The sequence below is a fragment of the Brucella haematophila genome, assembly GCF_005938105.1.
GTDB classification, from domain to species: Bacteria; Pseudomonadota; Alphaproteobacteria; order Rhizobiales; family Rhizobiaceae; genus Brucella; species Brucella haematophila.
In genome coordinates this window covers 187,972-209,318 of record NZ_VCPE01000002.1, presented here as the reverse complement: position 1 = coordinate 209,318, position 21,347 = coordinate 187,972, and the positions used below count along the sequence as shown (strand labels likewise).

The following is a 21,347-nucleotide window of genomic DNA, read 5'->3' as shown; positions in this document are numbered from 1 at the left end:
CGCCTCTTATTCGCTGCCGGTCTTCAGTTTGGCTTCTTTCGCAGGATCAACCCACCATGAGAACGGATCGATACCCATATAATCCGGCTGCTTTTCCGGCATGCCGAACTTGTTCCAATAGGCCACATTGATGTGGTCGGAATACCATTGCGGAATAACGTAATAATTCCAGAGCAGCGCCCGGTCGAGCGCGTGGCTGGCGGCCACAAGTTCATCGCGATCCTTGGCATAGATCACGCGGTCAATCAGCTTGTCGATGGCCTCGCTCTTGATGCCGGCATAGTTGCGGCTGCCTTTGAAATCGGCGGCCTTGGAGCCCCACATGTCGCGCTGTTCATTGCCGGGCGAGCCGCTCTGCGGAATGACCGAGGTGATGACGTCATAGTCGAAATCATTGACGCGCGCCTGATATTGCGCGGTATCGACAATGCGCACCGTCGCATTGATCCCGATCTTGCGCAGGCTCGCTGCAAACGGATTATAGATGCGTTCGTCGGTCGGGTCCTTGCCCAGAAATTCGATGGTGAACGGATTGCCCTTTGCATCGACCAGCTTGTTGCCCTGCAATGTCCACCCCGCTTCCGAAAGCAGCTTCAAGGCCGTGCGCAGATTATCGCGGGTTGCCTGCGGCGTGTCGTAAACGGGCAGCTTGAATTCTTTAGTCAGGGCGTCTGCGGGCAGTGAATCCTTGACCGTTTCAAGAATGGCCTGTTCCGCCGGGGTCGGCGGGCCGCTCAGCTGCAACTCATTGCCAGCGAAATAGCTGTTAATGCGGCTATACTGATTGAAGAACAGAAGACGGTTCATGGATTCGAAGTCGAACGCATAGGTCAGCGCTTCGCGGACTTTCGGGTCCTTGAACTTGTCGCGGCGCATATTCAGGAAATAGCCCTGCATGCGACCGACGGCATTATACGGGAAGGATTTCTTGATAACATCGCCGCGCTGAACAGCGGGGAAATTATACTGCTCCGCCCAGCGCTGGGCACGGTTTTCGTTGCGATAATCGTATTGGCCGCCCTTCTTGAAGGCTTCCCAGGTCGCGTCTTCATTGAAGTAATATTCGTAAACCACGCGGTCGAAATTGTTGCGGCCGACATTCACCGCAATATCTTTGCCCCAGTAATCGTCGACGCGCGCCCAGGTGATGGAACGCCCCGGCGAAACACTGTCGATTTTATAGGCGCCCGAGCCCAGCGGAATTTCCAGCGTCGGGCGGGTGATGTCGCGCTGTTTGCCCTGCGCGTCCTTACCTTCCCACCAATGTTGTGGCAGCACTGCAAGCTGGCCCATGATCTGCGGCAGTTCGCGATTGCCCTTTTGGCTGAAGTTGAACTTCACCTCATGATCGCCGGTCTTTTCCGCGCTTTCCACGTCGCCATAATATTTGTTGTACATGGGCGACTGCTTCTTCAGCACATTGAAGGACCAGATCACGTCTTCGACGGTGATCGGCTGGCCGTCATGCCATTTGGCGTTCGGATTGAGCTTGAACTTCACCCAGGAATAATCATCCGGATACTGAAGCGCTTCGGCAATGAGCGGATATTGCGTCGATCCCTGATCCAGCGAATCCGTCATCAGCGTATCGTAGAGCATGCCGCCGCCGAAGTCGGACAGGCCTGCTGCGGGAACGCCTTGCACCACAAATGGATTAAGGCTGTCGAATGTGCCGACCGCGACCTGATTCAGGGTGCCGCCCTTCGGCGCTTGCGGGTTCACATAGTCGTATTGCTTGAAGTCAGCCGGATATTTGGGCTCGCCGAGCAGGCTGGAAGAGGCGCGCCATTTGGGTTCCGCATCGGTCGCATGGCTCGACGATATTGTGCTTGCAAGCATGGCAACCGCAAATGCACCCGCCCAAAACGCTTTCATCCAGTCTCTCCGTTTCTGCTTCGGATCATCTGTATGAGTCTTATGGGTTTTTGCGGAGGAAGAAAGGCGCCGGGGCAATAAATTTTATCTGTAATATGAAAAAAGCCGGGTCGAAACCCGGCTCTTCGATGTTTTTTGCGATGCTTAGTTCGCTGGTGCAGCGGGCTTTTCGCCTTCCTTGGCTGGCGCTGCATCCGCAGGCTTGGCGTCGCCGCCAGCTGGTGCAGCATCTGCCGTTGGCAGCGGAGCCGGGCTATCCGAAAGCGTGCGCAGATAGGCAATCAGATCGGCGCGCTCATTGTCCTTCTTGTCACCCGCAAAGCCCATGGCTGTGCCCTTGATGAAGGCCTTGGGCGAGGTCAGGAATTTGTTGAGGTGTTCATAGTCCCACTTGTTGCCACCCGCGCCAAATTCCTTCATGGCGGATGAATAGCCGAAGCCTTCAACAGAAGCGGCAGGACGGTTCAGCACATCCCAGAGATGCGGACCCACCTTGTTTGCGCCGCCCTTTTCACCCGTATGGCAGGCCTGGCAGCGCTTGAAAACTGTTTCACCGCGCGCAGGATCGGCGGATTGCAGCAATGTTGCGATAGAAACTTCTTCCTTGGCCGGTGCAGCTCCCCCTTCACCGGTTGCAGCTTCCGCTGCCTCGATTGCAAAGCCGGGCTTTTCCGGTGCAGGCGAGTGAAACAGCGCATCGGACAGGATGCCCGTCGTCATGACAACGAAAACCGTTGCCAGAAAAGCCATGATAAACTTGTTAGTCCGCGTTGAATTCATCGCCGGTCAGCGCTCCCTCTACCAAAACGCTCTCCCCGAGAACGCTCTCCTCAGCCGACATGCGCACCTCATATGAGGTTGCAATTCTCTCCGCGGCATCGGGCGGAAACTAGGTCTTTTACCAGGGCGATGCAACACCTATAAGGGTAACCAGACCCGTGACTTTTTGACACTTTTGCAGCATTTACAGTGCAGATAAAACTCCTCAAAGGACGGTTACGATCCTGCGAGACAACAAGAGGCGAGCATGCTTCAGACCCTAAAGACCCTCACACTTATTCCGGCGAGACTGGCCGCTACGCGCCTGCCGAACAAGCCGTTGGCCGATATTTGCGGCAAGCCGATGATCGTGCATGTGGCCGAAAGGGCTGCCGCCGCGAAGCTCGGGCGCGCCGTTGTCGCGACCGATAGTGAGGAGATTTTCGCAGCCGTTACCGCTCATGGTCATGAAGCCGTCATGACGCGCACCGATCACGAATCGGGTTCGGACCGCATCTATGAAGCGCTGTTGAAGCTCGATCCGGCTGGCGAGATCGATGCCGTGGTCAATGTGCAGGGCGATCTGCCGACCATTGATCCGGACATTATCCGTCGCGCATTGCTGCCGCTCGAAGACGGTCCGGCTGATATCGCGACGCTCGGTGTCGAGATCGAGGAAGAATCGGAAAAGACCAATCCGAGCGTGGTGAAGATCGTCGGCTCGCCGCTGGCTGGCAGCTCACGCCTGCGCGCGCTTTATTTCACTCGCGCCACGGCACCTTATGGCGAAGGCCCGCTCTATCACCATATCGGCCTCTATGCCTATCGCCGTTCGGCGCTGGAGAAATTCGTGAAGCTTGGGCCGTCGCCGCTGGAAAAGCGCGAGAAGCTTGAGCAATTGCGCGCTTTGGAGGCCAACATGCGCATTGACGTCGAGGTGGTTAAAACGGTGCCGCTGGGCGTCGATACGCCAGCCGACCTTGACCGCGCCCGACTTCTTGTCGCAAAGGGTCTTTGACAAGTTTAACAACCAGGAAAGCCCCGCGAGTGAGGGGCGTTTGAGAAAGTAAGACGACGATGAAAACCAACCGGATTTCTTTTCAGGGTGAAGCGGGTGCCAATTCCGATACGGCGTCGCGCAACATGTTTCCCGGTATGGAGCCTTTGCCGTGTCCGACTTTTGAAGACGCTTTTAACGCAGTCGAAACCGGCGCTGCCGATCTGGCGATGATCCCGATCGAGAATACGCTGGCGGGCCGCGTCGCGGATATTCATTATCTGCTGCCATTGGCCGATATGCATATTGTGGGCGAATATTTCCTGCCGATTCATTTTCAGCTGATGGTGCTTCCGGGCGTCAAGCGCGAGGAAATCAAGACCGTACACAGCCACATTCATGCGCTGGGCCAGTGCCGCAAGGTCATCCGCCAGAACGGCTGGAAGCCGGTCATTGCTGGCGATACGGCGGGTGCTGCCCGTCTTGTTGCCGACACACAGGACCGTTCGATGGCTGCCCTTGCGCCGCGTCTGGCCGCCGATCTCTACGGTCTCGATATTCTGGAAGAAAATGTCGAGGATGCGGAAGACAATGTGACCCGCTTCGTGGTTCTTTCGAAAGAAAAGCAATGGGCTCCGCGCCCGGAAAACGGCGAACGCATCATGACGACGTTCGTCTTCCGCGTGCGCAACGTTCCGGCAGCACTTTACAAGGCGATGGGCGGCTTTGCCACCAACGGCGTCAACATGACCAAGCTTGAGAGCTATCAGATCGGCGGGCGTTTCATTGCCACGCAGTTCTATGCCGATATTGAAGGGCATCCGGAAGACCGCAACGTGCAGCTTGCCTTGGAAGAACTCGAATTCTTCTCCAAGGAAGTGCGTATTCTGGGCGTCTACAAGGGAAGCGACATTCGCGGCACGCAGCTTCTTGCTGCTGAGTAGTTCAGAAAATATCGGGCGGAATCAGTTTTCCGCCCATGCCTTGATCAGATGGGTTGCGATGGCGCCGGATGGCGGCACCCGCAGCCCATTTTCATGTGTGCCCGCCAGCATGGCGCGGACTTCCTGCTTGCCGAACCAGCGTCCGTCTTCCAGTTCCGAACGGTCGATGGTGAAGTCGTCCGATAGCACTTCGGCATGGCAACCGATCATCAGAGAATAGGGGAACGGCCAGGGCTGGCTGGCGTGATAGCCGACGCGACCGATCGCCAGCCCCATTTCCTCCTGGCTTTCACGACGAACTGCCGCTTCGATGGTTTCGCCATGTTCGATGAAACCGGCAAGGCAGGAATAGGAACCGGCAGCAAAATGCGGGCTGCGGGCGAGAATGCATTTGTCGCCGCGCACCGGCAGCATGATCGCCACCGGATCGGTGCGCGGAAAATGCTCGGCCCCGCAATTCGGGCATTGGCGCTTGGCGCCACCCGCCCGCATTTCAGTTTTTGTGCCGCAGCGTCCGCAGAAACGATGGTTGTTGTGCCAGGCGGTCAGCGCTGCCGCCTGCGCCAGCGCGCCAAGTAGATCGGCTGAAACCAGCCCTTCCATATAGATGCTGCGGTAGTCCTGCGCCCGGAACGGCGCTTCCAGAGTTTCGGGATCAATCGGCGCCATCAGGGCGACGAGCGGCGCGCCGTCCTGAAGCCCCAGAAACACCGGCTCGTGCAGATCCGGCGCAAAATCCCTGGCTTCGCTGAAGCGGAAGAGTGCACGCGGCGTCTTCTCATCCGTGTAATCGAGCAGCAGTTTGTTGCCCCCCAGCACCATGACGCGGGTTTCAGGCAGCTCCAGCGCAGTGAAGGCCGAATCGTCGTGACGCTTTTCGGACTGGCGGTCGATGCGGTTGCCGCCAAAGCCGACAAGGCGGCTCGGTTCGATTTCCGGCAGGTCGTAGAGGCGGAAAGCCATGATGCTCTCGAATATATGTTTGATCGGATGGGGGGAGGTTACAGCGCCGCGCGAATGTCGGCGATCAGCTTGCGGGCGTCTTTCTCGTCATAGGTCTCACGCGTGCCATGGCCCCAGACGGGGCCGGGCCATCCGGCATCACCTTCGTTGCGGGCGATGACATGCAGATGAAGCTGACGCACGATATTGCCCAGCGCACCGGTGTTGATTTTCTGGCATTCGGTGACTGTCTTCAACGCCTGCGCCACCAAACCGGCCTCGAAGGTCAGGATTGTCTGGTCGAGCGGCGTCAGATCATGAATTTCGGAAAGATTGGCCCTGCGCGGCACGAGGATAAGCCACGGCCAGCGGCGGTCATTCATCAGTCGCAACTCGCAAAGGCCGAGCACCGCGACGGAAAAAGTGTCGGCATCAAGCCGTTTATCGAGTTCGTACATGTTTCATGCGCCGATTCTACGTGTCTGATCCAAAAGCGCCATGCCGGGCTGCAAATGGCAATTTCTGCGCTTCCGGTGCTCACGTACCTTAATGTACGCTGCGCTCCGGTTCTCGAAATCACCATTTTCGCCACAGCCTGTCGCCTTTTGATCCAAACACTTACCAGTTTTTTTCGTTCTGCGCTTGCTTTTTGCGCTGCGATTGACGATATGCAGCGTGGGAGGTTGGTGGTGGACGAGCCACTCGCCAACCGGGTCAGGTCCGGAAGGAAGCAGCCCTAACGAGCCAGGCACGGGTCGCCGTGCCAGCCTCCCACCCTTTTCTCATTCGCCATTTTTTCTGGCTGTCTGGCGGCTTTTGATGGCCCTGTTGATGGACAGTGTCCGTTGTTGACGTCGCTCATAGGTCCGGTCCAAACTGGCGGTCGAGAAAAAAGCGTAACAGGAAGAACGGAAGGGTCGCCATGGATACGAAATCCGCTGGCATAGCTGCCGATGGGGCCTATCGCGTTCTCGCCCGCAAATATCGTCCGCAGAATTTCAACGATCTCATTGGCCAGGAGCCGATGGTGCGCACGCTCAAAAATGCTTTTGAGACGGGGCGCATCGCGCAGGCCTGGATGCTTACCGGCGTTCGCGGTGTTGGCAAGACGACGACAGCGCGCATTCTGGCGCGGGCGCTCAACTACAAGACCGATACTGTCGATCAGCCGACAATTGACCTCTCCGTTCCCGGCGAGCATTGCCAGGCGATTATGGAAGGCCGCCATGTTGACGTGATCGAGATGGACGCCGCCTCGCATACTGGCATCGACGATATTCGCGAGATTATCGAGCAGGTGCGCTATCGCCCGGTCTCGGCGCGCTACAAGGTCTACATCATCGACGAAGTGCACATGCTGTCCAATCAGGCCTTCAACGGCCTGTTGAAGACGCTCGAAGAGCCGCCGCCGCATGTGAAATTCATCTTCGCCACCACCGAAATCCGCAAGGTGCCGATCACGGTCCTGTCGCGCTGCCAGCGCTTCGACCTGCGCCGCATCGAATCGGGTACGCTGGCGCAGCATTTGCGCCGCATTGCGGAAGCCGAGCAGATCGAAGTCGATGATGCGTCGCTCGCCATGATTGCGCGAGCCGGTGAAGGCTCCGCCCGCGATTCGCTGTCGATCTTCGATCAGGCCATCGCGCATGGCGCCGGTCAGGTCAGCGCGGAAGCCGTGCGCTCCATGCTGGGGCTTGCCGACCGCGCCAGGATCATCGACCTGTTCGAAATGCTGATGCGCGGCGATGTGGCCGCCGCTCTCACCGAGTTCCGCGCGCAGTATGATGTCGGTGCCGACCCCTCGGTGGTGCTGACCGATCTGGCAGACTTCAATCATCTGGTGACGCGCCTGCGCTTCACGCCCGATGTGGCGGAAGATGTGTCGCTGTCGGAAGATGAACGCGTGCGCGGCCGCGATTTTGCGCAAAAACTGTCGGTGCGCGTGTTGTCTCGCACCTGGCAGATGCTGCTCAAGGGCATTGCGGAAGTCGATACGGCGACCCGTCCGGTCCAGGCTGCCGAAATGTTGCTGATCCGTCTGGCGCATGCGGCCGATCTGCCGACGCTGGACGAAGCTTTGCGCGGCCTCGAAAACGGTTCTGCTTCCGCTGGGCGTTCGCAGCCTTCGGGCAATACTCGCTCCAATGGCAACGGCGCGCCGGAAGCGCGTTTCGCCGCCGATGCCGTCGGTTCGGCCTCCATGGCATCCGCCTCGGGCGGACCGGCCACGGCCATGCGCATTGTGGAAACGGCTCCGCAACCGGTTCAGCCGCCTGCTCCGCAGCCCATTGCCGAGAGTGCGCCGCAGCCTTCCGTGCCGGTCAACAGCCTGAACGACATCGTTGCGATGGCCGACAAGCATCGCAACATGCAGTTCAAGATTCTGGTCAAGAACTGTGTGCGTCTGGCGTCCATCGCGCCTGGACGTCTTGAAATCGGTCTGACCGACGATGCGCCGAAATCGCTACCGAGTGAGATCGCGCAGCATCTTTTGAACTGGACCGGTATTCGCTGGGTGGTAACTGTGGCGCGTGATGTCGCGAGCCAGACCGTTGCCGAAGCGGAAACGGAGCGTCGCGACAATCTTGTGACCGATGCTCGCGCCGATCCGGATGTGGCAGCTATTCTCGCGGCCTTCCCGGGCGCGAAAATCACCGACGTGCGTATTGCTGTGGCGGAACAGAACGATGACGAGGACATTGACCTCGATGCCGTTGCTGAAGTGCCCGGCGTGCCGTCTGAAGACGACTGAATTATCGAAGACTATGGAGTAAACCCATGCGTGACATGATGGGCATGATGAAGCAGGCGAAGGAATTGCAGGCCAAGATGAAGGCCATGCAGGACGAAATCGCCAATCTGGAAGCCACGGCCTCTTCTGGAGGCGGTCTGGTGACGATCACCTTGTCCGGCAAGGGCACCTTGTCGGCGCTGAAGATCGATCCGTCGCTGGCCAAGGAAGACGAGGTGGAAATCCTCGAAGACCTGATCATCGCGGCGCATAACGATGCCAAGGCAAAGCTGGAAGCCGTGATGGCCGAAAAGACGCAATCGCTGACGGCGGGGCTTCCGATTCCTCCCGGTTTCAAACTGCCGTTTTAAGGCAGTAGGGGAATAAGGGAATAGGGGAGTATGTTTGGTCGGCTGATTGCCGCCATGTCGCATATTCCCTCATTCTCCTCTCCCTACTCACTTATTCCCCTATTCCCTTACTCCCCTAAGAAAATGTCCAAACGAATCGCCGGTCCTGAAATTGAACGTCTGATCCAGCTTCTGGCCCGCGTACCGGGTCTGGGGCCGCGTTCGGCGCGCCGTGCGGCGCTGCATCTCATCAAGAAGAAAGAAGCGCTTCTGGTGCCGCTGGGTGGCGCCATGCAGGAAGCTGCCGAGAAAGTGCGCATCTGTTCGTGCTGCGGCAATGTCGATACGTCCGATCCCTGCACCATCTGCACGGACGAACGCCGCGATCCCACCACGCTGATCGTGGTGGAAGACGTGTCCGATCTCTGGGCGCTGGAACGGGCGGGCACGATGAATGTGCGCTACCATGTTCTGGGCGGTCGCCTGTCACCGCTTGATGGCATCGGTCCCGACGATCTCAACATCAAGGGGCTGGTGGAGCGTGTCGCAACCGGCGAGATCAAGGAAGTGATTCTCGCGGTCAATGCGACTGTCGAAGGTCAGACCACCGCGCATTACATTACCGATCAATTGGCGAATTTCGAGGTCCGCGTCACGCGTCTCGCCCATGGCGTGCCAGTGGGCGGCGAACTCGATTATCTGGATGAAGGCACGCTGGCTGCTGCGTTGCGGGCAAGAACCACCCTTTAGAGCATTTCCAGCAAAAGTGCGTAGCGGTTTTGCGTAGGATAATGCGTAAAAACAAATGGATAGAGCGGTTCCACGATTCCGTTTTAACCGGAACTGCTCTAGTTATTCAGGAGAAAAACATGGCAGCAAGCCGTTGGAAGCATGCTTTGAAAACTGCTCTGGGTCTTGCCGCCATTCTTGCTGTTTCTCCTGCTGTCGCAGCGCCTTCCAAGGTGCAGATTGAAGGCCAGTATCGTAACTGGATCGAGCGGGATCTCTGGCCGGAAGCAAAGGCAGCGGGTGTTTCCCGCGCCATCTTCGATCAGGCTTTTGCGGGCGTGACGATCAATTGGAAATTGCCCGATCTGGTCATCCCCGGTGAAAAGCCATCAACGCCGAAAGAGCAGAAACAGGCAGAGTTCGGCGCGCCGGGCAAGTATTTCAATGCCAAAACCATGGCGTCGGTCACGAGCGGCGGTCAGGCGCGCTATGGCCAATATGCCAGTCTTCTGAAACGCATCGAGCAGAAATACGGTGTTCCTGGGCCGATCATCGTTGCGATCTGGGGCCGGGAATCCGGCTTCGGCACGGTCAAGATCCCCTACAATGTGTTCGAAGTTCTGGGCACAAAGGCCTTTATGGCAACGCGCAAGGAGATGTTCCGCAAGGAGCTGGTCGCCGCGCTCGAAATCGCGTCCAAAGGCTATATCGACGAAAGCGCCATGAAAAGCTCGTGGGCTGGTGCGCTTGGACAGCCGCAATTCATGCCGACCTCCTATCTCAAGCACGCCGTCGATTTTGACGGCGACGGCAAGCGCGACATCTGGAATTCCGTGCCGGATACGCTGGCTTCCATTGCCAATTACCTGAATTTGCATGGCTGGCAGAAAGGGCGCGACTGGGGCTTCGAGGTCAATGTTCCGCAGAGCGTGTCGTGCGCTCTGGAGGGCCCGGATCAGGGTAAGCCGATTGCAGAATGGGCCAAGCTTGGCATTACTCGCATCAATGGCAAGGTGTTTCCAGCGGGTGAAATGAAGGGCGAGAGCTTTCTGCTCATGCCTGCCGGTCGCTTTGGCCCGGCCTTCATCGTGAGCCCGAATTTCTACGTGCTCAAGGACTATAATATGAGCGATCTCTACGCGCTCTTCATCGGCCATGTGGGTGACCGTATTGCTTATGGTGCGGGAGATTTCCAGCAGCCATGGGGCAATGTTGGGACAATGTACCGTTCGGATATCGGGGCGATGCAGAAGCGCTTGCAGGCCCATGGTTATGATGTTGGCAAGCCGGACGGATTGCCGGGCTTCAAGACGCGCCGCTCAATTGGTCTTTGGCAAGCAAAGAACGGCATGGCTTCGACTTGCTTTCCGCAGCCTGAAATGTTGCGTCAGATACGGTAGTGTGGCTTACTAGCATTAACCCTCAATAAGAAATAATTTTCCCGGTATTTCGAATGCAATCATTAATTATTTACAGTTTCTTTTTTTTGAAAAATTAGTGTAATTCATAAAGTTGTCGATATGTTTATTTTAAATAATAAGGTGAAATCATGAATAATAGTTTTTCGGATTTTTACGGAGATTATTATGAATTTTATGATTATTTTCAAGAGGAAGCGCCTCGACCAGAAATGCAGTCGGCGTATAATTTTTTTCCTGCAGGTGCTGTATACTCCAGTGCATTAAATGAGTATATTGCGCCACCGAAAAATGGTTGTTTTTTCGAAGAAGACTTTGGAGTTCGGAATAAAAGATTTCATGATGATTGGGGGTTAGGGATTCATCTGGATAGGAACATTATAGGAAGATCATCGCGTATCAATATATTTATAAGAAATGCAGAAATTCCGGAAAAATCGAAGTATATTAGAAATGTTGTTGTCAAGAATCCGCGAGTTGAAATAAAAATTAGTGCTTTTTCAAAGATTGTTAGGGCGTTAAAAAACGAAGAGAACTTCACTCAGATAAGAATGATGACGAGTTATTCCGCTAGTGGTGGACAAGACTCATATGCGGCCCAACTGGCGAGTAAAACTGGTTTGCCTGTAACCGGTTACAGGGGAGAGGTAAGGACGCGGACAGTGGAAGCAATTCAACGAACAGAACTCGGATTCTCTCGTTTAAATGTTTTTTCAGCACACTCCCATTTCAGTCCAATGAATTATTTGCGATGCAACGTCGAGGATAATACATGGCGTCCCACTGCTTTGGCCAAGGACTTTCATCCAAGCTTTGGTTCTCCGGGCTTCGATAATATGGGGGAGTTTTTTGAAGGAGCGCTCCTTCGTTAAGCATTTCCAGCTCATGCATAAAGTGGTCTGATTAATAGGTTGTGCCACGATCATGGTTTTTGGTGTGGGGTAGCTGAGCGCTGGTTAGCGCATCGGCAAAGGCCTGAAGCGCTTTTGTTCTGTAGCGGTCATTGTGCAACAGCATGAGAAACTGGCGCTGCGGTAGGGCGAAGTCTGCCTTGACGAGCGTTCCGGCGGCGAGATGCGGGGCGGCGACCAGTTCGGATATGGCGGTGACATAGTCGCCGGAGCGCACTGCTGAACAAATGGCCTCATTGGACGGTAGTTCCAGCGCTACATTCAATCGTACGGGGTTATAGCCGCTGGCGCGCATCGCATCTTCGAAGACGCTGCGCGTGCCCGACCCCTGTTCCCGCAATATCCATTTTCCTTCAAACAGTCGGTCCCAGGAGAGGCGGCCTGCGTCGCTCCATGTGTGGTCGGGGCGTGTCACCAGAATCAGTTGGTCGGTTGCCACCTTGCTGATGGAAAGCGACGGAGCCTGCACGGAACCTTCCACCAAACCGATATCGGCTGCACCCTCTTGCGTTGCCTCGGTCACGCTTTCCGTATTGCCCAGTGTCAGGCGCACCTCGATCATGGGATAGGCGCTGTGAAATCGCGCCAGAAAGGGCGGTAGCCAATAGCTTGCGATCGTCTGGCTCGCGTGGATCGAAAGAATGCCGCGCTTGCCACCACCAAATTCCGAAAGCATACGTTCGGCCGAACGTGCACGCGCCAGCGTTGCGCGTGCTTCATCGAGAAACAGACGCCCATCGCCGGTTAGTTCTATGCGACGTCCGATACGGTTGAACAGTGTCGCGCCATAGCGTTCTTCAAGAGTGCGGATTGCCGAGCTGACCGCCGAAGGCGTTAGATGCAGCGCCTCGGAAGCCCGGGTCAGGTGTTCTCGCTCCGCTACTTCAATGAAAATACGCAGTTGTTCCAGGGTCATAGCATCAACCATTCGATCTTATCGAATGATTTATGCCATATAATGAAATGGATTGAACAGGGAAAATAAGGCATCAAATAGGAATGAAATTCTCTTTCGATATGAAATGCCGATAATGACATACTCAAAACTCCAGAACATCCTACCCGGACTTGCACTCAGCACTGGTGTCGCCGCTATGGCCATCGGTCTTGAGAAGATCGAGGCCTATTATGCCGGCAGGGCGTGGCTTGAAGCGCTGGTGATTGCCATTCTGCTCGGTACGATGGTGCGCACCTTCCTGCGCCCCGGCAAGCAGTTCAGCAAAGGCATCGGCTTTTCGGCGAAAATGATTCTGGAAATCGCGGTGGTGCTTCTCGGCGCATCCATCAGCGTCAGCGCGGTGATCGCCGCCGGTTCCGGTCTAATTCTCGGTATTGCCTGTGTCGTGGTGGTGGCGATAGCGCTGAGCTACGGCATTGGGCGGCTGCTGAAGCTGCCGCATCGCATGGCAGTTCTGGTGGCCTGCGGCAATTCGATTTGCGGCAACTCGGCCATTGCAGCTACGGCGCCGGTCATCGGTGCTGAAAGTGAAGATGTTGCCGCCTCCATCGCGTTCACCGCAATTCTCGGTGTCGTCGTGGTGCTGTGCCTGCCGCTGTTGGTGCCGCTTCTTGGCTTATCCCATACCCAATATGGTGTGCTTGCAGGGTTGACGGTCTATGCCGTGCCGCAGGTGCTGGCTGCGACTGCTCCGGTTGCCACGATCAGCGTCCAACTCGGCACGTTGGTCAAGCTGGTGCGGGTGCTGATGCTTGGCCCGGTTATTCTGGCTCTGGCTGTGCTCGCGGGCAACAAGGATGCAGGCGCAAAGCCCGGCTTTTTTCAACTGGTGCCGTGGTTTATCCTGGGCTTTCTTGCGATGATGGCGCTGCACTCGCTGCATCTTATTCCGGAAACTCTGCTGCCCGGTATTCAATATGCCTCGACGCTGCTGACCATCATTTCGATGGCCGCGCTTGGTCTTGGTGTCGATGTCCGCTCTGTAGCGCAGGCTGGCGGGCGCGTGACACTGACGGCGATGCTTTCGCTGTTGTCGCTAGGTGTCATCAGTCTCGGGCTGATTCATATGCTCGGGGTGGTTTGACGGAAACAGCCCCGCCTCGGTGAGAGACAGGGCTGTGTCCTGAACAGAGGTCAGCTGATCAATCAGAACTTATAAGCGACGCCGAGACGAATATCGTTCGAATTCATCTTCTCGTTGGCCTTGAGACCGGGAACGGCGAGATCAAGATTGCGTTTGCCGAAATCGGTGTAACGATATTCGAAGCGCGTGACGATATTGTCGGTGACTGCATAGTCAACACCACCGCCGATAGTCCAGCCGGTCTGTGTCTTGGACTGCGAGATGAGCTGCGTGCCCAGAATATGTGCCTTGTCGCCAATATTGCCGAAAGCCGCGCCGCCAGCGATATAAGGCAGGAACCGGTCAAAATCGTAACCCACACGTGCGCGAGCGGCGCCAGACCAACGCAATCGTGTCTTACCCGATGCCAGGCCTCCATAGGAGATGGTTTCACCAACCGATGTCCCCGTGAAATCGCCATCCACGCCCAGAATCACATTTGCTCCGGTATCAAAATTGTAACCGGCATAGATGCCGCCCAGAAAACCGTCCATATTTCCTTTGGAAGTGTAGGATGGCTCCATTGAGAATTTGGAAGACGCCCAACCATAGCCGACCTGTCCGCCGATGTAAGCGCCACTCCAGTTGAAGTTCGTGGCAATAGGAGCGGTTGGTGCCAGAGGTGTTTCCGGAACGATGACATCCGCCGCATGGGCGCCAGAGGCCAACAAAGCTAAAACTCCGGACGCGATAATGGAAATTCTTGCACCCAATATAATTCTCCTAAATATATAATAGTAAATATAAGCAATAATTTGAGATAAATCGAATTATAGAGAGAGTCAATTGAATTTTAGAGATAATTAAAAAAGGATAATTCTGATATTTACTAATTTTCGAAATTTAAAACCTGTCATAAATTGGGGTATTCTGCATTTATCTCTATCGTTATTTGCTTATTCTGGATGAACCTAAATTCGGAGGCCGGAATACGGGAAAGGGCTGCGTCCTAGGTCGCTCATGGCTGGGGTGGCGTATTGATACTACCAGACCAAGCCCGCGCCTCGCCTGAGCGCAAAGAAAAAGCCCGCTATAAAGCGGGCTTTTCCATGTTTACAAGAAGGGGAAAAGATTAGTTCTTTTCCTGCTTCTTCAGAGCAGCACCGAGGATGTCGCCGAGCGAAGCGCCGGAGTCGGTCGAACCGTACTGAGCGACAGCTTCTTTTTCTTCAGCGATTTCGAGCGCCTTGATCGAGACCTGCAGCTTGCGGGTCTTCTTGTCGAAAGCGATGACGCGAGCGTCAACCTTCTGACCGACCGTGAAGCGTTCCGGACGCTGTTCTTCGCGATCACGCGAAAGATCCGAGCGGCGGATGAAGCTTTCCAGGTCGTGATCGACCAGGCGAACTTCGAGGCCACCATCGGTAACAGCGGTCACTTCGCAGGTTACAACAGCGTTCTTGCGCAGTTCGCCGGAAGCTGCTGCTTCGCCGACCTTGTCGCCGGAAAGCTGCTTGATGCCAAGCGAGATGCGTTCCTTGTCGATGTCGACGTCGAGAACGACAGCCTTGACCACTTCGCCCTTGTTGTACTCTTCGATAACCTGTTCGCCTGGACGGTTCCAGTCGAGATCGGAGAGGTGAACCATGCCGTCAACGTCGCCGTCGAGACCAATGAACAGGCCGAATTCGGTCTTGTTCTTGACTTCGCCTTCAACAACGGTGCCGGTCGGGTACTTCTGAGCGAAGGTCGTCCACGGGTTGTCGAGGGTCTGCTTGAGGCCCAGCGAGATGCGGCGCTTGACCGGATCAACTTCGAGCACAACGACTTCGACTTCCTGAGTGGTGGAGAGAATCTTGCCCGGATGGACATTCTTCTTGGTCCACGACATTTCGGAAACGTGGATGAGGCCCTCGATGCCCGGCTCGATTTCCACGAATGCACCGTAGTCGGTGATGTTCGTGACGGTGCCGGTGATCTTTTTGCCGATCGGGTACTTCGCGCCGATACCATCCCAAGGATCGCTCTCGAGCTGCTTCATGCCGAGCGAGATACGATGGGTTTCCTGGTTGATGCGGATGATCTGCACCTTGACCGTCTGGCCGATGGTGAGGATTTCCGACGGATGGTTGACGCGGCGCCATGCCATGTCGGTAACGTGCAGGAGACCGTCGATGCCGCCGAGGTCAACGAACGCACCGTAATCGGTGATGTTCTTGACGACGCCTTCAACAACCTGACCTTCTTCAAGGTTCTGGACGATTTCCGAACGCTGTTCCGCACGGCTTTCTTCAAGAACGGTACGACGCGAGACAACGATGTTGCCGCGACGCTTGTCCATCTTGAGGATTTCGAACGGCTGCGGGACGTGCATGAGCGGGGTGACGTCGCGGATCGGACGGATGTCGACCTGCGAACGCGGCAGGAAGGCAACAGCGCCGTCGAGGTCGACGGTGAAACCACCCTTGACCTGATTGAAGATCACGCCGTCGACGCGCTCGCCATTGGCGAACTTCTGCTCGAGCTTGACCCAGCTTTCTTCACGACGTGCTTTTTCGCGCGAGAGAACAGCTTCGCCGAGAGCGTTTTCGATACGCTCGACGTAAACTTCAACTTCATCGCCCGGCTTCAGCGTGCCGTCTTTGCCCTTTGCGCCGAATTCCTTCAGCGGTACGCGGCCTTCGACCTTCAGACCGGCGTCGATGATCGCCATGTCCTTTTCGATGGCAACGATGCGGCCCTTGACGACATAGCCTTCAGCAAGATCGTTTTGCGCGAAGGATTCTGCCAGCAGGGACTCGAAATCTGCGCGGGAGGGGTTGGATTGAGACATATATACTCCTGATGCATCCGGAAAATTCATCGGATGCGGCGCCGGGGGTTCGTGTTGTACACTGTCCGACCTCGGCTCCGTCTTTGCAGACAACCGGCGCGTGGAACGCGAAGTCAGACTATTCGTTATTCGGCACGACCTTTCTCGAAAACCGCTTCGCAGCTTTCGAGGCCATGCGCTATCAGAGCAGCCTATATAGGACTGTTCTGGCATTTTTCCAGCATTTCCGGGGCAAATTCAGGCCAAAAAGCCCTAAAATGCCTGATCATCATGCCTTGTGACGCGCGAGAGCCTCATCAATGAGATTTTTCGCCGCCAGAAATGCCGCTTCTATACTCATTTCGCTTGTATCAAGCAAGTGCGCGTCTTCAGCAGGACGCAGCGGAGAATCGGTGCGGTTGGTGTCGCGCTCGTCGCGCTTCTTCAGATCGGCGAGAATGTCGTCAAGATCGGCAGTGCCGCCCTTCGAAACGATCTCGTCAAAACGCCGTTCCGCCCGCACTTCCGGCGAGGCCGTGACGAACAGCTTTATCTCCGCCTTGGGGCAGACCACGGTGCCGATATCGCGACCGTCGAGAACGCTGGCCGGAAGGGCTGCCGCAAAATGGCGCTGGGCTTCGACGAGCGCACGCCGCACGGCTGGCATGACCGCAACCTTGGAGGCGGCCTCACCGATATCATGTGCGGACAGGATGGTCTTGTCCATTTCGCGCAGATCGAGATGGCGTGCGGCATCCGCGGCCAGCAGCTCGTCGTCGAGCGGCAGGTTCTTGTCGAGCAGCGCCTTGGCGACTGCACGATAGGTCAGCCCGGTGTCGAGATGCGGTATGCCGTAATGCGTGGCGATGCGCCGGGCAAGGGTTCCCTTGCCCGAGGCTGCCGGTCCGTCGATGGCGACGATGAATGGCTTCATTCGGCTTCGCTCGGCTCGATCTTCGCGCCCATTCCCGTCATGAGGTCCATGAATTCCGGGAAGGAGGTTGCAATCATCGTGCTGTCGTCAACCGTCACAGGCTTTTCCGATGCGAGGCCCATAACGAGGAAGCTCATCGCGATACGGTGATCGAGATGGGTTGCGACGACACCGCCGCCGAGCCCCTTGCCGTCCGGACGACCGCGAACGGTCAGCGACATTTCGCCTTCCGTGCAATCGACGCCATTGACTTCAAGGCCGCGGGCAACAGCTGCCAGGCGGTCCGATTCCTTGACACGCAGCTCATCGAGCCCGTCCATCACGGTTTCGCCTTCAGCGAAACTCGCGGCGATGGCCAGCACCGGATATTCGTCAATCATCGAAGGCGCGCGTTCCGGCGGAACGGTGACACCCTTCAGTCTGGACGATTTTACGCGCAGATCGGCGACATCTTCACCGCCGGCAATGCGTTCATTGAAGACTTCGATATCCGCGCCCATTTCCTGCAAGGTGAGGATCAGGCCTGTGCGGGTCGGGTTCATCAGAACATTATGGATGGTGACATCCGAACCTTCGACCAGCAGTGCCGCTACCAGCGGGAAAGCCGTCGAAGACGGATCGCCCGGAACGTCGATGGTCTGGCCGATCAGCTTGCCCTGTCCGGTGATGCGGATATGGCGCACGCCGTCCTTGTCGGTTTCGACGGTCAGGTCGGCGCCAAAGCCTTGCAGCATCTTTTCGGTGTGGTCGCGGGTCATGACCGGCTCGATAACCGTCGTGACGCCCGGCGTGTTGAGACCGGCCAGCAACACAGCCGATTTCACCTGCGCGGACGCCATCGGCACGCGATAGGTGATCGGATTGGCGACGCTCGGTCCAACAAGGGTCAGCGGCATGCGGTCGCCATCGGTCGACTTCACCTGCACGCCCATCTGGCGCAGCGGGTCGAGCACGCGACCCATCGGGCGGCGCGACAGGGAAGCGTCGCCGATAAAAGCGGTGGTCATGTCATAGGTGCCGACGAGGCCCATGGTCAGGCGCGCACCGGTGCCAGCATTGCCGAAGTCAAGCGGGGCTTCCGGCTCGAGCAGGCAACCATTACCGACGCCATTGATGATCCAGACGTCGCCGTCTTTTTCGATCTTGGCGCCCATCGCCTGCATGGCGCGGCCGGTATTGATGACGTCTTCACCTTCCAGCAGGCCGGTAATGCGGGTCTCGCCCGATGCCAGGCCGCCGAACATGAAAGAGCGGTGGGAAATGGACTTGTCGCCCGGAATGCGAATTTCGCCGACCAGTGCCTCCGAGCGGCGGGCGACTGCAGGTTTCGGGGAAGCGGAATGGGACATGGATTTTTCACTGTCGCATTTTTGGCGCGAACACGCGCCGGATTGAGAGATAAGCGGGGCTTCACGAGTGGATTGAATTTGACGTTTGATTTCCGCTCGACATACACGCCGGTTCAAACGTCAAATTCGAAAAATCCACTCGATTCATAAAGCGGCTAGTGGTCTTTTGCGTCCGACATTTGCTGGGAGCCTGTAACACCGCAAAGCAAATGTCGGACGCAGACCACTAGCATAGTAATACCATGCGGTCATCCGCGAATACGCCGCCGATACGCTGCCGGACGCAGCTATAAGAAAGAGTCTGCGTCATTCGGAGTCTTTCGCTTTGACAAATGCGCCAAATTGCGTTTATGCACCGAACAACACAGTTAAGGCGCGCACCACCCACTTTTCTCGCTATGCAACGGGCTCCGGGGTATAATAAGAACCATAGTGGTGGCCTGAGAAGCTCAGCAGGCGCGTTTTTGAAATGAATTTATGCCCCCTTTATAAAAGTGGCCACGCGCCACGGGCGTAACGGGAATAAAACTCACGAGGCTCAACGTGGCAAAAGCTGAACTTGGTACCAAGCGCATCGACCCGGAAACGGGCAAGAAGTTTTACGATCTGAATCGCGATCCGATCGTTTCGCCTTACACCGGCATCTCCTATCCGCGCTCCTATTTCGACGCGAATGCAGAAGCACGCGTCGTTGAAGAGGAAGCCGAAGAGGAAGAACTGGATACGGCAATGGAAAAGCCGGATTTCGTTTCCCTCGAGGATGCCGACGACGAAGCAAAGGGCGGCGGCGACGATCTGCCAGATATGGGCGACGACGACGACGTCGATCTGGGCGACGACGATGACGACACCTTCCTCGAAGAAGAGGAAGACGAGGACGACGATATGTCGGGTATCCTCGGCGGTGGCGTCGGCGGCGACGACGAAGAAGGCTGATCCTTCGGGAATCGCTTCGATTTTTTGGAATTGTGGACAGGGCAGCTCACGAGCTGCCCTTTCTCTTTGGCGTGATGGTTGAGCGCTTTCCACAGTCTCCGGCGGTGGATGTGGGCATTGGGCGAAATTATTTTCGCAGATGTGAAAAGAGTTGCGATTTAGCTCTTGATCTTCTGACAAACGCCATTTAATAAGCCGCCACACCGGGCAGAAAGTTCTGTCTGGCCCACCTCGAAAGAGGTTTGATGGGGCCATAGCTCAGCTGGGAGAGCGCCTGCATGGCATGCAGGAGGTCAGCGGTTCGATCCCGCTTGGCTCCACCAAATTCCCCCTAGAATGAAAAACGGCTGTTCCACTCTGCCAGAGAAATTTCTGGCGGTTGCGCTGTAATTTTCGTTCAATTTTTTGCCCGCAAGTTCAATTCATGCTCGACTTTATCGCGGAAGCATATACTGACATATATGTTCCAGTATTTTCGCGATGTCATTTAAATGAAACGGCTTCCAGATTTCGACGGTCTTCGATTTTTATTGTGTGTGGGGATCGCGATTTTCCATTATTCTTTCCGGATGCCCATCCGGAACGATGGGATACATTCTGTTATATTAACGTTTGCTTATTTTACTGATGTCTTTTTTATTCTGTCCGGACTGTTCCTGGCGTTGCGCTCAAATTATGAATGGAATTCCGTCCGTTACGTATCTTTCGTTGGCAAGCGGCTTGCGCGAATCTACCCCTTGCACGTGGTTGCCTTTTCCTGTTTCGCCCTGATGTCGATACTGGCGGCGGCAGGGCTGTTCCAGCCATCGGTGCCGCCAAACATGAACTGGCGCGACGGGCTGGCTCAATTGCTGCTCGTTCATAACTGGGGGCTGGGAAAGAGCTTTTCCTACAATTATGTCAGCTGGTCTCTCAGCGCCTTGTTCCTGATGTATCTGTGCTTCCCGCTGTTCGACTGGCTCTGCAAGCGCCTCGGTGACGGGATGCTTGTTCTGGTCGTCGCGGCTCTGCTTGGGGGCGAATATGCGGCACGGGTTCTGGAAACGCCGTCCCTGACACGGGTGCAGTTTGCCGATCTTGGCGTTTTCCGCGTCTTGCCGTCATTCCTGTTTGGCATGTGGCTTGCACGGCAGAAGCATGCCGATCTGCCAAAGGGATTCATCAAGCTTGCTCTGGCGGCCTGTCTGGCGATTTTCCTGTTCTATCATCCGCAAAGCGGGATCCCCGACACGGCAACGCTTGAAGGGCCATGGCGGCTCGTCTTTCTCTATTTCAGCGTCTATGTGCTTTTTGCGGCGAGCCGGCAGAATCTCTACACGCCGCTGCAATGGAGCGGCTTCGTGAAAATGTCGCGCTACAGTTTCGGCATTTTCATTCTCCATCCGCTGGTTGGCGTGGTGTTTTTCAAGCTGGTTCCCGGTAGCTGGGGGGAAACGACCTTCAGCGCAATTGTGCTGATGAGTATGGCCGTCCTTGCCAGCATCGTTACCGCTATCGCCGCATGGCATCTGTTTGAAAATCCGGTCCATCGCTGGGCAGTGCGGCGCATCGATATGTGGGCGGACAAACACAGCGAAAACGCAGGAGTGATGCGCTGACACGACGCATGACTGTGAAAAGCATGGACCTGCCGGGAAGT

General features: G+C 56.2%; 19 protein-coding genes, 1 tRNA gene and 1 other RNA gene. 12 read left to right on the top strand and 9 right to left on the bottom strand.

From position 1 onward, the window contains the following. Positions 1 to 6 precede the first annotated feature (6 nt). Positions 7 to 1,875, bottom strand: coding sequence for an extracellular solute-binding protein (locus FGI60_RS03765; protein WP_138784005.1), 1,869 nt, complete (start codon positions 1,873 to 1,875; stop codon positions 7 to 9). Between the two features lie 144 nt (positions 1,876 to 2,019). Next, on the bottom strand, positions 2,020 to 2,655 hold the full coding sequence (locus tag FGI60_RS03760) for a c-type cytochrome (RefSeq protein WP_138784004.1): 636 nt from the start codon (positions 2,653 to 2,655) through the stop codon (positions 2,020 to 2,022). A 247-nt stretch (positions 2,656 to 2,902) separates the two neighbouring features. Between FGI60_RS03760 and FGI60_RS03755 the strand changes: the two genes are divergently transcribed. Together FGI60_RS03755 and FGI60_RS03750 are read left to right on the top strand one after the other, a co-directional pair. Next, positions 2,903 to 3,652, top strand: coding sequence for a 3-deoxy-manno-octulosonate cytidylyltransferase (locus FGI60_RS03755; RefSeq protein WP_138784003.1), 750 nt, complete (start codon positions 2,903 to 2,905; stop codon positions 3,650 to 3,652). Between the two features lie 59 nt (positions 3,653 to 3,711). After that, positions 3,712 to 4,575 carry a prephenate dehydratase gene (locus tag FGI60_RS03750; RefSeq protein ID WP_138784002.1) on the top strand — a complete coding sequence of 288 codons (864 nt, stop codon included), beginning with the start codon at positions 3,712 to 3,714 and terminating at the stop codon, positions 4,573 to 4,575. 21 nt (positions 4,576 to 4,596) lie between these two features. On the opposite strand, the gene nudC is transcribed toward FGI60_RS03750, so the two are convergent. Continuing rightward, complete coding sequence (gene nudC, locus FGI60_RS03745) at positions 4,597 to 5,538, bottom strand: NAD(+) diphosphatase (protein WP_138784001.1); 942 nt, start codon at positions 5,536 to 5,538, stop codon at positions 4,597 to 4,599. Between the two features lie 38 nt (positions 5,539 to 5,576). Next, complete coding sequence (locus FGI60_RS03740; protein ID WP_138784000.1) at positions 5,577 to 5,975, bottom strand: HIT domain-containing protein; 399 nt, start codon at positions 5,973 to 5,975, stop codon at positions 5,577 to 5,579. Between the two features lie 220 nt (positions 5,976 to 6,195). Between FGI60_RS03740 and ffs the strand changes: the two genes are divergently transcribed. The 6 genes from ffs (at position 6,196) to FGI60_RS03710 (ending at position 11,617) form a co-directional block, all read left to right on the top strand. Further along, positions 6,196 to 6,292: signal recognition particle sRNA small type (gene ffs, locus FGI60_RS03735), an RNA gene on the top strand. Between the two features lie 147 nt (positions 6,293 to 6,439). Continuing rightward, positions 6,440 to 8,269, top strand: coding sequence for a DNA polymerase III subunit gamma/tau (locus tag FGI60_RS03730; RefSeq protein WP_138783999.1), 1,830 nt, complete (start codon positions 6,440 to 6,442; stop codon positions 8,267 to 8,269). A 26-nt stretch (positions 8,270 to 8,295) separates the two neighbouring features. Next, the gene (locus tag FGI60_RS03725) at positions 8,296 to 8,619 is read left to right on the top strand and encodes a YbaB/EbfC family nucleoid-associated protein (RefSeq protein ID WP_078337775.1); all 324 of its coding nucleotides are present in this window, start codon (positions 8,296 to 8,298) and stop codon (positions 8,617 to 8,619) included. 123 nt (positions 8,620 to 8,742) lie between these two features. Further along, positions 8,743 to 9,348, top strand: coding sequence for a recombination mediator RecR (recR, locus tag FGI60_RS03720; protein WP_078337776.1), 606 nt, complete (start codon positions 8,743 to 8,745; stop codon positions 9,346 to 9,348). A 119-nt stretch (positions 9,349 to 9,467) separates the two neighbouring features. After that, the gene (locus tag FGI60_RS03715) at positions 9,468 to 10,727 is read left to right on the top strand and encodes a lytic murein transglycosylase (protein WP_138783998.1); all 1,260 of its coding nucleotides are present in this window, start codon (positions 9,468 to 9,470) and stop codon (positions 10,725 to 10,727) included. Positions 10,728 to 10,876: 149 nt separating this feature from the next. Then, positions 10,877 to 11,617 (top strand): hypothetical protein, encoded by a 741-nt coding sequence (locus FGI60_RS03710; protein ID WP_138783997.1) that lies wholly within the window; start codon positions 10,877 to 10,879, stop codon positions 11,615 to 11,617. A gap of 31 nt (positions 11,618 to 11,648) precedes the next feature. On the opposite strand, the gene FGI60_RS03705 is transcribed toward FGI60_RS03710, so the two are convergent. Continuing rightward, positions 11,649 to 12,572: a LysR family transcriptional regulator gene (locus FGI60_RS03705; RefSeq protein ID WP_138783996.1), complete on the bottom strand. Its 924-nt coding sequence runs from the start codon at positions 12,570 to 12,572 to the stop codon at positions 11,649 to 11,651. A 106-nt stretch (positions 12,573 to 12,678) separates the two neighbouring features. Between FGI60_RS03705 and FGI60_RS03700 the strand changes: the two genes are divergently transcribed. Then, the gene (locus FGI60_RS03700; protein WP_171058690.1) at positions 12,679 to 13,698 is read left to right on the top strand and encodes a YeiH family protein; all 1,020 of its coding nucleotides are present in this window, start codon (positions 12,679 to 12,681) and stop codon (positions 13,696 to 13,698) included. Between the two features lie 62 nt (positions 13,699 to 13,760). On the opposite strand, the gene FGI60_RS03695 is transcribed toward FGI60_RS03700, so the two are convergent. From FGI60_RS03695 to aroA, 4 genes are all read right to left on the bottom strand, one after another. Beyond that, positions 13,761 to 14,450: an outer membrane protein gene (locus FGI60_RS03695; protein ID WP_138783994.1), complete on the bottom strand. Its 690-nt coding sequence runs from the start codon at positions 14,448 to 14,450 to the stop codon at positions 13,761 to 13,763. 359 nt (positions 14,451 to 14,809) lie between these two features. Further along, positions 14,810 to 16,510: a 30S ribosomal protein S1 gene (gene rpsA, locus FGI60_RS03690; protein ID WP_119043997.1), complete on the bottom strand. Its 1,701-nt coding sequence runs from the start codon at positions 16,508 to 16,510 to the stop codon at positions 14,810 to 14,812. A 268-nt stretch (positions 16,511 to 16,778) separates the two neighbouring features. Further along, positions 16,779 to 17,423, bottom strand: a complete 645-nt coding sequence (gene cmk, locus FGI60_RS03680; protein ID WP_138783992.1) for a (d)CMP kinase — start codon at positions 17,421 to 17,423, stop codon at positions 16,779 to 16,781. Continuing rightward, a complete protein-coding gene (gene aroA, locus FGI60_RS03675; RefSeq protein WP_138783991.1) occupies positions 17,420 to 18,772 on the bottom strand; it encodes a 3-phosphoshikimate 1-carboxyvinyltransferase in 1,353 nt (450 codons plus the stop codon). The genes cmk and aroA overlap by 4 nt, the downstream gene beginning before the upstream one ends. A gap of 543 nt (positions 18,773 to 19,315) precedes the next feature. Here aroA and FGI60_RS03670 point away from each other — a divergent pair. The 3 genes from FGI60_RS03670 (at position 19,316) to FGI60_RS03660 (ending at position 21,306) form a co-directional block, all read left to right on the top strand. Then, positions 19,316 to 19,708, top strand: coding sequence for a TIGR02300 family protein (locus FGI60_RS03670; protein WP_078337784.1), 393 nt, complete (start codon positions 19,316 to 19,318; stop codon positions 19,706 to 19,708). A gap of 247 nt (positions 19,709 to 19,955) precedes the next feature. Further along, a tRNA-Ala gene (locus tag FGI60_RS03665) sits at positions 19,956 to 20,031 on the top strand. Positions 20,032 to 20,199: 168 nt separating this feature from the next. After that, positions 20,200 to 21,306 (top strand): acyltransferase family protein, encoded by a 1,107-nt coding sequence (locus FGI60_RS03660; RefSeq protein WP_138783990.1) that lies wholly within the window; start codon positions 20,200 to 20,202, stop codon positions 21,304 to 21,306. Positions 21,307 to 21,347: the final 41 nt, after the last annotated feature.

Coding starts and splice junctions, on each gene's coding strand:
- FGI60_RS03740 (WP_138784000.1), bottom strand. CDS start 5,975: ATGTACGAACTCGATAAACGGCTTGATGCCGACACTTTTTCCGTCGCG.
- rpsA (WP_119043997.1), bottom strand. CDS start 16,510: ATGTCTCAATCCAACCCCTCCCGCGCAGATTTCGAGTCCCTGCTGGCA.
- FGI60_RS03705 (WP_138783996.1), bottom strand. CDS start 12,572: ATGACCCTGGAACAACTGCGTATTTTCATTGAAGTAGCGGAGCGAGAA.
- FGI60_RS03750 (WP_138784002.1), top strand. CDS start 3,712: ATGAAAACCAACCGGATTTCTTTTCAGGGTGAAGCGGGTGCCAATTCC.
- FGI60_RS03760 (WP_138784004.1), bottom strand. CDS start 2,655: ATGAATTCAACGCGGACTAACAAGTTTATCATGGCTTTTCTGGCAACG.
- cmk (WP_138783992.1), bottom strand. CDS start 17,423: ATGAAGCCATTCATCGTCGCCATCGACGGACCGGCAGCCTCGGGCAAG.
- FGI60_RS03715 (WP_138783998.1), top strand. CDS start 9,468: ATGGCAGCAAGCCGTTGGAAGCATGCTTTGAAAACTGCTCTGGGTCTT.
- FGI60_RS03730 (WP_138783999.1), top strand. CDS start 6,440: ATGGATACGAAATCCGCTGGCATAGCTGCCGATGGGGCCTATCGCGTT.
- nudC (WP_138784001.1), bottom strand. CDS start 5,538: ATGGCTTTCCGCCTCTACGACCTGCCGGAAATCGAACCGAGCCGCCTT.
- FGI60_RS03660 (WP_138783990.1), top strand. CDS start 20,200: ATGAAACGGCTTCCAGATTTCGACGGTCTTCGATTTTTATTGTGTGTG.
- FGI60_RS03700 (WP_171058690.1), top strand. CDS start 12,679: ATGCCGATAATGACATACTCAAAACTCCAGAACATCCTACCCGGACTT.
- aroA (WP_138783991.1), bottom strand. CDS start 18,772: ATGTCCCATTCCGCTTCCCCGAAACCTGCAGTCGCCCGCCGCTCGGAG.
- FGI60_RS03710 (WP_138783997.1), top strand. CDS start 10,877: ATGAATAATAGTTTTTCGGATTTTTACGGAGATTATTATGAATTTTAT.
- recR (WP_078337776.1), top strand. CDS start 8,743: ATGTCCAAACGAATCGCCGGTCCTGAAATTGAACGTCTGATCCAGCTT.
- FGI60_RS03755 (WP_138784003.1), top strand. CDS start 2,903: ATGCTTCAGACCCTAAAGACCCTCACACTTATTCCGGCGAGACTGGCC.
- FGI60_RS03725 (WP_078337775.1), top strand. CDS start 8,296: ATGCGTGACATGATGGGCATGATGAAGCAGGCGAAGGAATTGCAGGCC.
- FGI60_RS03765 (WP_138784005.1), bottom strand. CDS start 1,875: ATGAAAGCGTTTTGGGCGGGTGCATTTGCGGTTGCCATGCTTGCAAGC.